The organism is Staphylococcus sp. FSL K6-0223, assembly GCF_038008285.1.
In genome coordinates, this window is sequence record NZ_JBBOYX010000001.1 from 13,383 (window position 1) to 26,814 (window position 13,432).

Here is a 13,432-nt window from a genome sequence, read left to right on the forward strand (position 1 = left end):
GGCATAGCATGACAAATTATACAGTAGATACATTACATTTAGGTGCTTTTACAACAGAATCAGGTGAAACAATTGAGAATCTAAAATTACGTTATGAGCACGTAGGTTATTCGGGACAACCGCTTGTTGTGGTTTGTCATGCTCTGACTGGGAATCATTTAACTTATGGTACAGATGAACATCCTGGATGGTGGCGTGAAATCATTGATGGTGGTTATATGCCAATCTATGATTATCAGTTTCTTACTTTTAATGTTATTGGAAGTCCTTTTGGTTCAAGCTCCCCATTAAACGATGCTCATTTTCCTAAAACCATCACATTAAGAGATATAGTTAAGGCAATTGAATTGGGAATAAAGGCCCTTGGATTTACTAAAATCGATATTTTAATTGGTGGCAGTTTAGGTGGCATGCAAGTGATGGAATTATTATATAATCATCAATTCGAAGTAGATAAGGCAGTCATCTTAGCAGCTACAGATAAAACTTCTTCATACAGTCGTGCTTTCAATGAAATTGCACGTGAAGCGATTCATATTGGAGGTAAAGAGGGACTTAGTATTGCAAGACAACTTGGATTCTTAACCTATCGTTCTTCAAAAAGTTATGACGCGCGTTTCACACCAGATGAAGTAGTCAATTATCAACGTTATCAAGGTAATAAGTTTAAAGAATCCTACGATTTATCGTGTTACTTAACGATGTTAAATGTCTTAGATAGTCATCATCTTGATCGTCAGCGCGATGATGTGGATGAGGTCTTCCAATCTTTAAATACAAAAGTACTAACTATGGGCTTTACAGATGATTTGTTATATCCAGATGATCAAGTCAGAGCAGTAGGAGAACGTTTTAAATATCATCGTCACTTTTTTGTTCCAGACAACGTAGGCCATGATGGTTTTTTACTTAATTTTAATGACTGGGCGCCTAACTTGTATCATTTTTTAAAAGTTTCGAAATTCAAACGAAAATAATAGATAAGAGAACAGTTAACACATTTGTTTAATTTGAATATAGAGGTTAAAATAGACGTTATAGTCAAAAAAGTATAGGAGTGGCGAATGTGTTTTCAAAAGTACATCCTAAAGCAATGATTATAGGAACTATCGTGCTTGTAGCAGTTGCTTTAGTTACGTATGTATTGCCAATAATTGGTCTGATTCTATGTTTATTCGCTACCATTCCAGGGATTATCATGTGGCATAAATCAATTGCTACATTTGGAATTGGAGCTTTACTCACTGTAGTCATCACGACCTTATTAGGGAATACCTTTGTATTAAGTGCCATGATTCTAGTTTTATTACTAAGTTTTGTAATTGGCCAATTATTAAAAGAACGTACATCTAAAGAACGCATCTTATATATCACAACAATATATATAAGTATTGTGACGTTAATTGCATTTATGTTATTACAAGCGTTCAAAAAGATTCCAAATACCGAAATATTGATTAAACCAGCAAAAGACGCAATGAACAATGCGATTGTAAATTCAGGCGTTGAATCGGATTATAAGATCATCTTAGAAGAAGGATTTCGTCAAATGGCTGTTCAACTTCCAAGTTACATCATTATTATTGTCTTTCTTTTAGTTTTAATTAATATCATCATTACATTTCCAATTTTACGCAAATTCAAAGTAGCAACACCTATGTTTAGACCTTTATTTGCTTGGCAGATGAATCGCACATTATTATGGATTTACATGATTGTGCTAGTATGTGTGATGTTTGCGATGAAACCAAGTATATTCCAAAGTATCGTATTGAATTTCGAAGTTGTGTTATCATTATTAATGTATATCCAAGGATTGAGTTTGATTCATTTCTTTGGAAAGGCCAAACGATTACCTGATGCGGTATCTATATTATTAATGGTCGTGGGGACAGTGATTTCACCCTTTACGCATATCGTATCATTACTTGGCGTACTTGATTTAGGAATTAACTTAAAACGAATGATTAAAAAATGACTTTAAAAAGTGAATAGAGGTGGAAGAATGAACCGTCAATCCACTAAAAAAGCATTGCTTATTCCTTACATTTTGATGGTGCTTACGGCAATTGCAATTGTTATTGTAGGGTTTATATTTAAACCTTTAATTGCAACGTTTACGGCGATTGCTTTAATCATTATGATCGTCATTAGTGCGGTATTGATTAAACAAGCATTATCAAAAATGGATCATTATGTGGATAATCTGAGTGGTCATATTTCAGCAGGAAGTAATAAAGCAATTAAACGCATGCCAATTGGTTTAGTTGTGATTGATGCTGACGATCACATCGAATGGATCAACCAATATATGTCTGAACATCTAGAAACGAATGTCATCTCAGAACCAGTCAATGAAGTTTTTCCGAATATTCTTAAGCAACTTGAAAGAGTACAAGAAATAGAAATCGAACATGGTCAGTACCATTATCATGTACGTTATTCTGAAGAAGAGCATTGTTTATATTTCTTCGATATTACAGAAGAGGTACATACAAATGAATTATATGAAGAATCAAAGCCTATTATTGCAACGTTGTTTTTAGATAACTACGATGAAATTACACAAAATATGAATGACACACAACGTTCTGAAATCAACTCAATGGTGACACGTATTATTAGTCGATGGGCAACTGAATATAACATTTATTTTAAACGTTATAGTTCAGATCAATTCGTAGCTTATTTAAACCAAAAAATCTTAGCAGAAATAGAAGATTCTAATTTTGACATTCTAAGTCAGTTACGTGAAAAAAGTGTAGGCTATCGTGCACAATTGACATTAAGTATTGGTGTTGGTGAAGGTACCGAAGATTTAATTGAACTTGGTGAATTATCTCAATCAGGACTTGATTTAGCCTTAGGTCGTGGAGGAGACCAAGTTGCAATTAAAAACATGAATGGTAATGTTCGTTTTTACGGAGGTAAGACTGACCCGATGGAAAAACGAACACGTGTTAGAGCACGTGTTATCTCTCACGCATTGAAAGATATCTTAACTGAAGGCGACAAAGTGATTATTATGGGACATAAACGTCCTGACTTAGATGCGGTTGGCGCAGCTATTGGAGTATCTCGATTTGCGTCAATGAATAATTTAGAAGCATATGTGGTACTTAATGAAGAAGATATCGATCCAACATTAAGTCGTGTGATGGAAGAAATTGATAAAAAACCTGAATTGAAAGAACGATTTGTGACATCTGATGAGGCTTGGGATATGATGACGTCAAAAACAACGGTTGTTGTGGTAGACACACATAAACCTGAAATGGTATTAGATGAAAATATTCTAAATAAAGCGAATCGTAAAGTAGTCATTGATCATCACAGACGTGGAGAAAGTTTTATTTCAAATCCATTACTCGTTTATATGGAACCTTATGCAAGTTCAACTGCAGAACTTGTCACAGAGTTATTAGAATATCAGCCAACAGAACAACGGTTATCACGTTTAGAATCTACAATTATGTATGCAGGTATTATTGTTGATACACGTAATTTTACATTACGAACAGGGTCAAGAACGTTTGATGCGGCAAGTTATTTACGTGCGCATGGTGCGGATACAATTTTAACGCAACAATTCCTTAAAGATGATGTTGATACGTATATTAATCGTTCTGAATTGATACGCACAGTGGAAGTTCAAGATAACGGTGTCGCAATTGCTCACGGTTCTAATGATAAAATCTATCATCCTGTAACAGTTGCACAAGCTGCGGATGAATTGTTAAGTTTAGAAGGCATTGAAGCTTCTTACGTTGTAGCGAAACGTGAAGATAATCTAATTGGTATTTCAGCACGTTCATTAGGTGGTATTAATGTTCAATTAACAATGGAAGCCTTAGGTGGCGGAGGTCACTTAACAAATGCTGCAACGCAAATAAAAGGTGTCACTATAGAAGAAGCAATCGAGCAATTACAACAAGCAATTACTGAACAAATGAGTAGGAGTGAAGATACATGAAAGTAATATTTACACAAGATGTTAAAGGTAAAGGTAAAAAAGGTGAAGTTAAAGACGTGCCAGTAGGTTACGCAAATAACTTTTTATTAAAAAATAAATATGCTGTTGAAGCAACACCTGGTAATTTAAAACAATTAGAACAACAAAATAGACGTGCTGAAGCGGATAGACAACAAGAAATCGATGATGCTAAAGCATTAAAAGCAAAATTAGAAGATATCGAAGTTGAAGTAAGCGCTAAAACTGGTGAAGGCGGTAAATTGTTTGGTTCTATTAGTACAAAACAAATTGCTGACGCATTAAAAAATCAACACGATATTAAAATTGATAAACGTAAAATGGATTTACCACACGGTATTCACGCGTTAGGTTATACTAATGTACCTGTTAAATTAGACAAAGAAGTTGAAGGTACAATTCGCGTACACACTGTAGAAAAATAAAAAGATTTAGGACAAATAGGTAGTCCATTCTTTTAAAAGCAATTCATAGAAAGATATAATGTTGCACTAGCATGTCGAAAATTTTAAGATAGATGGGTGTAATGATTGATGGATAATATGTATGATCAAAGACAAATGCCCCATAACAATGAAGCTGAACAGTCTGTCTTAGGTGCAATTATTTTAGATCCAGAATTAATAGGTTCGACTCAGGAGGTATTACTTCCTGAGTCGTTTTATAGAGGTGCACACCAACATATCTTTAGAGCAATGATGAACTTAAACGAAGATGCTCATGAGATTGATGTAGTCACGTTAATGGAACAATTAACGAAAGAAGGTACATTAAGTGAGGCTGGTGGCCCTCAATATTTAGCTGAATTATCGAATAATGTACCGACGACACGTAATATTGAATACTATAGAAATATAGTTGCTAATCTTGCGCTTAAACGTCGATTAATTCAAACAGCTGATAGCATTGCGAATGATGGGTATAATAATGAGCTTGAATTAGATGCTATTTTAAGTGATGCTGAAAAACGTATTCTTGAACTCTCAGCAAACCGTCAAAGTGATGGATTTAAAGATATTAGAGATGTCTTAGGTCAAGTATATGAGACTGCAGAGGAACTTGATCAAAATAGTGGGCAAACGCCGGGTATTCCTACTGGATACCGCGATTTAGACCAGATGACTGCGGGCTTTAATAGAAATGATTTAATTATTTTAGCAGCCCGTCCTTCTGTAGGTAAGACTGCCTTCGCACTTAATATCGCTCAAAAAGTAGCTACTCATGAAGATAACTATACAGTAGGTATTTTCTCACTTGAAATGGGTGCTGATCAACTTGCGACACGTATGATTTGTAGTTCAGGAAATGTAGATTCTAACCGTTTAAGAACAGGGACAATGACAGAAGAAGACTGGAATCGATTTACGATTGCAGTAGGTAAATTATCGAGAACAAAGATTTTTATTGATGATACACCAGGAATTCGTATTACAGATTTACGATCAAAGTGTCGTCGTCTTAAACAAGAACATGGTCTTGATATGATTGTGATTGACTATTTACAACTTATTCAAGGGAGTGGCTCACGTTTTTCAGATAATAGACAACAAGAAGTCTCTGAAATCTCACGTACGTTAAAAGCCATCGCTCGTGAATTAGAATGTCCGGTTATCGCACTGAGTCAGTTATCTCGTGGCGTAGAACAACGTCAAGATAAACGACCAATGATGAGTGATATTCGTGAATCAGGATCAATTGAGCAAGACGCAGATATTGTTGCGTTCTTGTATCGTGATGATTACTATAATCGAGGCGATGGTGAAGAAGATGACGATAGTACTCATTTCGAACCTCAATCAAATGACGATAATGGTGAGATTGAAATTATTATTGCTAAACAACGTAACGGCCCTACAGGCACAGTGAAGTTACACTTTATGAAACAATATAATAAATTTACAGACATTGATTATGCACATGCAGACATGTCATAAAAAAATTTTACCGTACATTATTATTATTTTTAATATAAATGTACGGTTTTTATTTTGTTTTTAAAAAATAAAGTTAAGTGAAGTATGTGTATTAAACATTTGTAAAACTGTCTTGAAATACTGGTAAATTAACAATTTTAAAGGTTTTTTAATAAAAAATACGTATTTATTTGACTGATGTGAATGCTATTTTTAATGTTCGATTTTTATTTGCATTATATGAAACGTATTGATAGAATACTTAGTGGTTAATTGAGAAAACTTTGGAGGTGCTCACATGTCATCAATCGTAGTAGTTGGGACACAATGGGGAGACGAAGGTAAAGGTAAAATTACAGATTTCTTAGCAGAACAAGCAGATGTGATTGCGCGTTTTTCAGGTGGTAATAACGCAGGTCATACCATTCAGTTTGGTGGAGAAACATACAAATTACATTTAGTACCATCAGGTATTTTTTATAAAGATAAATTAGCAGTGATTGGTAATGGAGTGGTTGTAGATCCTGTTGCATTATTAAAAGAATTAGACGGTTTAAATGAACGTGGTATTTCTACAGATAATCTACGTATTTCAAACCGTGCGCAAGTCATCTTACCGTATCACTTAGCACAAGATGAATATGAAGAACGTCGTCGCGGCGATAATAAAATCGGTACAACGAAAAAAGGTATTGGACCAGCTTATGTAGATAAAGCACAACGTATTGGTATTCGTATGGCTGATCTATTAGAAAAAGATACATTTGAAAGACGTTTAAAAGAAAATATTGAGATTAAAAATGCATATTTCAAAGGGATGTTTAATGAAACTTGTCCACACTTTGATGAAATGTTCGATGAATACTATGCCGCTGGTCAACGTTTAAAAGAATTCGTTACAGATACAGCTAAAATTTTGGATGACGCTTTCGTAGCTGATGAAAAGGTTTTATTTGAAGGTGCACAAGGTGTTATGTTAGATATCGACCATGGTACATATCCTTTCGTAACGTCAAGTAATCCTGTTGCAGGTAACGTGACAGTAGGAACTGGCGTGGGTCCAACCTTCGTATCTAAAGTGATTGGTGTATGTAAATCCTATACATCTCGTGTAGGTGATGGCCCATTCCCTACTGAATTATTCGATGAAGATGGTCATCATATTAGAGAAGTAGGTCGTGAATATGGAACGACAACAGGACGTCCTCGTCGTGTAGGTTGGTTCGACTCAGTTGTATTACGTCACTCTCGTCGTGTAAGTGGTATTACAGACTTATCTATTAACTCAATTGACGTTTTAACAGGTTTAGATACAGTTAAAATCTGTACAGCATATGAGTTAGATGGTGAAACAATCACAGAATATCCAGCAAACTTAGATCAATTACGTCGTTGTAAACCCATCTTCGAAGAATTACCTGGTTGGACGGAAGACATTACAGGTTGTCGTACATTAGAAGAATTACCTGAAAACGCACGTAAATACTTAGAACGTATTTCTGAATTATGTGGCGTTCATATTTCAATCTTCTCTGTAGGCCCTGACCGTGAGCAAACAAACCTATTAGAAAAATTATGGTAAGAAAAGCGTATAAACCTAGAGCAATAACGTGCTAAGAGCGAAAATCGGTTTTTGATTTTAGAGATTAGCATATGATGGATGAGAGAATTACGTTTCGAAGCCCGTTAATAATAAAACATTTAATTGTATACATCTAACGTTGTTAAAGTGACTCACTTTAGCAACGTTTTTTATATACATAAAATAAGATAATGATAACCATATCATTTAAATTTGAATATGAATTAATAATGTAAAAGTAAAGAAAAAAAGTATATTGTTATGTAATATACCTTCAAAACAACTCTTTTTTTCTAAAAATTAAGGAATTATAAAAAAATATTAAAATTATGTAAAAAAGTTCTTGTCTTTAAAATAAAAGCTATGCTATAATCTATCTTGTGCTTAAGAACGGCTCCTTGGTCAAGCGGTTAAGACACCGCCCTTTCACGGCGGTAACACGGGTTCGAGTCCCGTAGGAGTCACCATTTTAGGTCTCGTAGTGTAGCGGTTAACACGCCTGCCTGTCACGCAGGAGATCGCGGGTTCGATTCCCGTCGAGACCGTATTGCTTATCCAAAAGGGTAGGCATTTTTTTTATGCTTTTTTAATATTGCGTCTTTATTTTTATAAATATATAGACGTTATCATGAGTAAAACGATGTGCGTATTACAAATAGGTGACGTCGCAATATATTTTTAATATTTCTCTCTTTTTTTATACATCTTTTATATATCACTCTTAATTTTCAACGATTATCCTCTATCATCATTTTGTAACATTGTACCGTTTCTGTCTTCCTACGACTTTTGTCCAATATTCAAGGCGCTCAACTTATTTGTAATATAAAACGAGAGTGGTAAACTTTAAATTAATGTTATTCTATAATTTTAAATATGAAAATAGAATTAAGTGAATATTAATGTTAAATTATATAGTAGATAAACGTGCGTTAAGACGTAAGATAGCGCCATATAATACAGTTAATGTTTTACTCAAAATATAATAAACATTAAGGTTTAAACTACAATTTGAGAAATGAGGTTTATAGATATGGCTAGAAAAGTTGTTGTAGTTGATGATGAAAAGCCAATTGCGGATATTTTAGAATTTAATTTAAAAAAAGAAGGCTATGAAGTTCATTGCGCTTATGATGGTAATGATGCAGTCGATTTAATTTATGAAGAAGAGCCAGACATCGTATTGTTAGACATTATGTTACCAGGTCGTGATGGTATGGAAGTATGTCGTGAAGTACGTAAAAAATACGAAATGCCAATTATTATGTTAACAGCGAAAGACTCAGAAATTGATAAAGTATTGGGCCTTGAATTAGGTGCTGATGATTATGTGACGAAACCATTTAGTACACGTGAATTAATTGCACGTGTGAAAGCAAACTTAAGACGTCACTATTCTCAACCTGCGCAAGAATCTGAAGGTACAACGAATGAAATTGCGATTAAAGATATCGTGGTTTATCCCGATGCTTATTCAATTAAAAAACGTGGTGAGGATATTGAATTAACACATCGTGAATTTGAATTATTCCACTATCTTTCAAAACATATGGGTCAAGTTATGACACGTGAACACTTATTACAAACGGTTTGGGGCTACGATTATTTTGGAGACGTGCGTACAGTGGATGTAACCATTCGTCGTTTAAGAGAAAAAATTGAAGACGATCCATCTCATCCAGAATATATTGTGACACGTCGAGGCGTTGGATACTTCCTCCAACAACATGATTAGGAGTTGCAAACGATGAAGTGGCTGAAACAACTCCAATCCCTTCACACAAAACTCGTTATTGTTTATGTCTTACTGATTATTATTGGAATGCAGATTATTGGTCTGTATTTCACTAATAGTTTAGAAAAAGAATTAACAAATAATTTCATGAAGAATATTAAACAATATGCGACACAACTCGAAGTCAATATTGAGCGTATTTATAAAGATAATCCTTCAAATGCACAAAAGGAAGTTCAATCGCTACTGAATGAATACGCTAATCGACAAGAGATTGAAGAAATTCGCTTTATTGATAAAGATCAAATTATAATGGCTACAGCGAAGTTATCATCACATAGCTTAATTAATCAAAAAGTGAATGATAACTCTGTTCAAAAAGCAATCTCTCTTGGCGAAGCAAATAGTCATAACGTCTTAAAAGACTATGGTCATGGTAAAGAACGGATTTGGATTTACAACTTACCAGTTAAGAATAGCAATGATGTGATCGGTAATATTTACATAGAGTCAAATATTAATGATGTATATAACCAGCTTAACAATATTAACCAAATCTTTATTATTGGTACGGCTATTTCCTTATTTATCACGGTTATACTCGGTTTCTTTATTGCGCGAACGATTACGCGACCGATTACAGATATGCGTAACCAAACAGTTGAAATGTCGAAAGGGAACTATACACAGCGTGTTAAGATTTATGGTAATGACGAAATTGGTGAACTTGCGCTTGCGTTTAATAATCTTTCTAAACGTGTACAAGAAGCCCAAGCGAATACAGAAAGTGAAAAACGTCGACTCGATTCTGTCATCACACATATGAGTGATGGTATCATTGCGACGGATCGACGTGGTCGTATTCGTATTGTGAATGATATGGCGATTAAAATGTTAGGTATGGCGAAAGAAGATCTCATTGGTTATTACATGCTAAATGTTTTAAAAATAGAAGGCGATTTTTCATTAGAAGAAATTCAAGAGAATAATGATAGTATCTTAATTGATATGAACGAAGAAGAAGGTATTATTGCACGTGTCAACTTTAGCACGATTGTACAAGATACGGGATTTGTTAATGGTTATATCGCCGTATTACACGATGTTACAGAACAACAACAAGTGGAACGTGAACGTCGCGAATTCGTTGCCAATGTATCACACGAATTACGTACGCCGTTAACATCAATGAACAGTTATATTGAAGCACTTGAAGAAGGCGCTTGGAAAGATGAAAATCTTGCGCCATCGTTCCTTTCAGTCACACGTGAAGAAACGGTACGTATGATTCGACTAGTAAATGACTTACTTCAATTATCTAAAATGGATAATGAGACAGAACAAATTACAAAAGAAATTGTCGACTTTAATATGTTTATTAATAAAATTATTAATCGACATGAAATGGCAGCGAAAGATACAACGTTTGTACGTGAAATTCCAAATGAAACGATTTTCACAGAAATAGATCCAGATAAGATGACACAAGTATTTGATAACGTCATTACGAATGCGATGAAATATTCTCGTGGAGATAAACGTGTCGAGTTCCACGTGAAACAAAATGCACTTTATAATCGAATGACCATTCGTATTAAAGATAATGGCATCGGTATTCCAATTAATAAAGTAGATAAAATCTTTGATCGCTTCTACCGCGTAGATAAAGCACGTACACGTAAAATGGGTGGTACAGGTCTTGGACTGGCCATTTCAAAAGAAATTGTCGAAGCACATAATGGTCGTATCTGGGCAAACAGTGTTGAAGGACAAGGCACATCGATATTTATTACTCTTCCATGTGAAGTGATAGACGACGGTGATTGGGATGAACAGTAAGGAACATATTAAATCAGTTATCCTTTTTCTTTTAGTCATGATGAGTATTGTCCTTACGTATATGATTTGGAACTTTACTCCAGATTTAAATAATTTAGACAGCGCGGATAGTAAAAAAAATAATACTAAAACCATTGGTAAACCTTTAGCTGCAAAGATGGACACAGTGATTTCACCTTATCAAGTTGTGTCAGTTAAAGGAGATAAAGTAAAAGGATTGACACCATCAAGATCTCAACTCGCTCAAGTTATTGATCCACTCAAAGATCATGAAGTGAGTAAAGTGGAATTAATGCAAAAAGGGTATAATTTGCAAACTCCGATATTAGACCATGATTTTGTCGTGTTGGATTTTACGTATGATATGCCACTAACAACCTATTTAGGTCAAGTACTTAATAACTCAGCTAAAATTCCTAAACATTTTAGCTTTAATCGAATTTTAATTGATAAAAATCCTAAGGGTGATTTAGAATTATATGCGCTGAGTAAACGTCATCAACAAGTCATGAAAGTGACGATAGACGCTAAGGCAACGCCATTTACTAAAACCATTCATCATTTAGAAAAAGATATGGAAACCTATTCGGAAGTGATTACGAATAAGACGACGATTGATAAATCAACGCATATTTTTGCGCCGAAACATCCAAAAGACCTACGCTCATATCGTATGGTATATGATACGATTTCAGTCGAAACGATGAACTCAATTTTATTTGATGATTCTGTCATTATTCGAAGCGGAAAAAGTGGTTCAACCACATATAATAATAATACCGGCGTCGCAAACTATAATGATGACAGTAAAAAGTACCATTATAAAAACTTATCTGAAGATGAATCAGGTTCGAAAGATATGGATACCTCCATTCCAAGTACATTCGAATATATTAATAATCATGGTGGTTTCTTTAACGATGATTTCCGTCTGTTCAATACGGATAATATGTCAGGAGAATTAACCTATCAATTATTCCTCAATGGACATCCTACATTTAATGATCAGCAGTTAAATGAAATTAACGTGACTTGGGGAGAAAAAGGAATTTATGACTATAAACGTGCTCTTCTACGTTCAAGCGTGCCTTTAGAAGGTGCAACGACATCATTAGATAGTTTGGAAACTGTGCGTGCGTCACTTGCGAACAATCATAATATTGATTTTGAAAAAATATCGAATATGATCGTTGGCTATAAAGAAGATGATCAGCCAGATAAAGATGACATCGAAGTACAACGTAATAGTGAATTTATTCCAACGTGGTATGTTGAGTATGATGGTGAATGGTATGTATATCAGGATGGGAGGCTTGAATAAATGAACTGGAAACTAACCAAAACATTGTTTATTTTCGTGTTTGTTCTAGTCAATATTTTTCTCATTCTGATTTATATTAATAAGGTGACTAAATCGCAAATTAATGAAACTGAAAGCGATAATGAAGTCAACTTCCAGCAAGAAGAGATTAAAGTATCGACAGATGTATTAAATAAAGATGTAAGTGGTACGAAGATGCAAATGATTACTGCTACTTCTAAAAACTTTAAATCATACGCTGAAAATAAATCTTCATTAGAAACAAGTGATTCTGGTTTCACAGTAAGCGGTGACGTAGATAATACTGTAAATGTAAGTGATCGTAATCTCAGCGATTTAAAAGATTACATTATCAATCATATTTATAATGGTAAGGTCTATCAACTTGGCGATATTAATTCAAATACAGTCACTTACGAACAAACGTATGATGGGTACCCATTGCTTAATAACAATAAAGCACGCCTTCGCTTTAATATAGACGATGGTAAAGCGACAATGTATAAACAAACATTAATGAGTAAAATTGAACCTGCAAAAGGTGACAATAATCCTAAGAAGCAAGTCATTACGCCGCGTAAAGCAATTGAAAGCTTGTATTTCAATCGTTACTTAAAAGCTGGCGATGAAGTATTAGATGCAAGATTAGGATATTACTCAGTAGTAAGAGAAACCAACGTTCAATTACTACAAGCAAACTGGGAAATCAAAGTGAAACATAAAGGTAAAGAAGAAACGAAAAAATATTATGTTGAAGCCACTTCAGTCAATCCAAAAGTGATTGATAACTAGAAAAATGAATCATTTTAAATAGAGCAAAACAGCGGTCAAAGTTGCCCGCTGTTTTGCTCTTACATATTTAATATAAACAGAGAATTGGAATTTTTAGTTACAGGTTGGTATAGTATAATATAAAAGTACTTTTAGAGCGGAAAGTTTCGAACAAAGATACAAGTTCGAAACTATATTTTTTTAGAAAAAGAGTAAATATAAAATAATTAGACTGAAGGCACTCTAAATAATTAATTTTAAGATAATGAGAAAGGATGAA

Annotated in this window: 10 protein-coding genes and 2 tRNA genes; all 12 read left to right on the forward strand. The window is 34.2% G+C overall.

What is annotated here, in order from left to right:
• Positions 1-8 precede the first annotated feature (8 nt).
• The 12 genes from metX to MHI13_RS00110 all read left to right on the forward strand — a co-directional run bounded on the left by metX (position 9) and on the right by MHI13_RS00110 (position 13,173).
• Positions 9-977: a homoserine O-acetyltransferase MetX gene (metX, locus tag MHI13_RS00055; protein WP_017175617.1), complete on the forward strand. Its 969-nt coding sequence runs from the start codon at positions 9-11 to the stop codon at positions 975-977.
• An 89-nt stretch (positions 978-1,066) separates the two neighbouring features.
• Entirely contained in the window at positions 1,067-1,978 is a 912-nt protein-coding gene (locus MHI13_RS00060; protein WP_054105630.1) for a YybS family protein, read from the forward strand.
• 27 nt (positions 1,979-2,005) lie between these two features.
• A complete protein-coding gene (locus MHI13_RS00065) occupies positions 2,006-3,973 on the forward strand; it encodes a DHH family phosphoesterase (protein WP_070548210.1) in 1,968 nt (655 codons plus the stop codon).
• Positions 3,970-4,416 (forward strand): 50S ribosomal protein L9, encoded by a 447-nt coding sequence (rplI, locus tag MHI13_RS00070; protein WP_002488452.1) that lies wholly within the window; start codon positions 3,970-3,972, stop codon positions 4,414-4,416. Before MHI13_RS00065 ends, rplI begins: the two co-directional genes overlap by 4 nt.
• Before the next feature lie 108 nt (positions 4,417-4,524).
• On the forward strand, positions 4,525-5,925 hold the full coding sequence (dnaB, locus tag MHI13_RS00075; protein ID WP_049415197.1) for a replicative DNA helicase: 1,401 nt from the start codon (positions 4,525-4,527) through the stop codon (positions 5,923-5,925).
• Between the two features lie 277 nt (positions 5,926-6,202).
• The gene (locus MHI13_RS00080) at positions 6,203-7,486 is read left to right on the forward strand and encodes an adenylosuccinate synthase (protein WP_017175614.1); all 1,284 of its coding nucleotides are present in this window, start codon (positions 6,203-6,205) and stop codon (positions 7,484-7,486) included.
• A 392-nt stretch (positions 7,487-7,878) separates the two neighbouring features.
• Positions 7,879-7,953, forward strand: a tRNA-Glu gene (locus tag MHI13_RS00085).
• 5 nt (positions 7,954-7,958) lie between these two features.
• Positions 7,959-8,031 (forward strand) — tRNA-Asp (locus MHI13_RS00090).
• Between the two features lie 488 nt (positions 8,032-8,519).
• Entirely contained in the window at positions 8,520-9,221 is a 702-nt protein-coding gene (yycF, locus tag MHI13_RS00095; protein ID WP_048787705.1) for a response regulator YycF, read from the forward strand.
• 12 nt (positions 9,222-9,233) lie between these two features.
• On the forward strand, positions 9,234-11,060 hold the full coding sequence (gene walK, locus MHI13_RS00100; protein WP_048679004.1) for a cell wall metabolism sensor histidine kinase WalK: 1,827 nt from the start codon (positions 9,234-9,236) through the stop codon (positions 11,058-11,060).
• Positions 11,050-12,381 (forward strand): YycH family regulatory protein, encoded by a 1,332-nt coding sequence (locus tag MHI13_RS00105; RefSeq protein ID WP_054105632.1) that lies wholly within the window; start codon positions 11,050-11,052, stop codon positions 12,379-12,381. Before walK ends, MHI13_RS00105 begins: the two co-directional genes overlap by 11 nt.
• Positions 12,382-13,173: a two-component system regulatory protein YycI gene (locus MHI13_RS00110; protein ID WP_049382265.1), complete on the forward strand. Its 792-nt coding sequence runs from the start codon at positions 12,382-12,384 to the stop codon at positions 13,171-13,173.
• Positions 13,174-13,432 lie beyond the last annotated feature (259 nt).

Bases quoted from the DNA above. Each gene is read 5' to 3' on its own strand.
- MHI13_RS00110 (WP_049382265.1), top strand. From the start codon at position 12,382: ATGAACTGGAAACTAACCAAAACATTGTTTATTTTCGTGTTTGTTCTA.
- dnaB (WP_049415197.1), top strand. From the start codon at position 4,525: ATGGATAATATGTATGATCAAAGACAAATGCCCCATAACAATGAAGCT.
- MHI13_RS00065 (WP_070548210.1), top strand. From the start codon at position 2,006: ATGAACCGTCAATCCACTAAAAAAGCATTGCTTATTCCTTACATTTTG.
- metX (WP_017175617.1), top strand. From the start codon at position 9: ATGACAAATTATACAGTAGATACATTACATTTAGGTGCTTTTACAACA.
- walK (WP_048679004.1), top strand. From the start codon at position 9,234: ATGAAGTGGCTGAAACAACTCCAATCCCTTCACACAAAACTCGTTATT.
- MHI13_RS00080 (WP_017175614.1), top strand. From the start codon at position 6,203: ATGTCATCAATCGTAGTAGTTGGGACACAATGGGGAGACGAAGGTAAA.
- yycF (WP_048787705.1), top strand. From the start codon at position 8,520: ATGGCTAGAAAAGTTGTTGTAGTTGATGATGAAAAGCCAATTGCGGAT.
- MHI13_RS00105 (WP_054105632.1), top strand. From the start codon at position 11,050: ATGAACAGTAAGGAACATATTAAATCAGTTATCCTTTTTCTTTTAGTC.
- rplI (WP_002488452.1), top strand. From the start codon at position 3,970: ATGAAAGTAATATTTACACAAGATGTTAAAGGTAAAGGTAAAAAAGGT.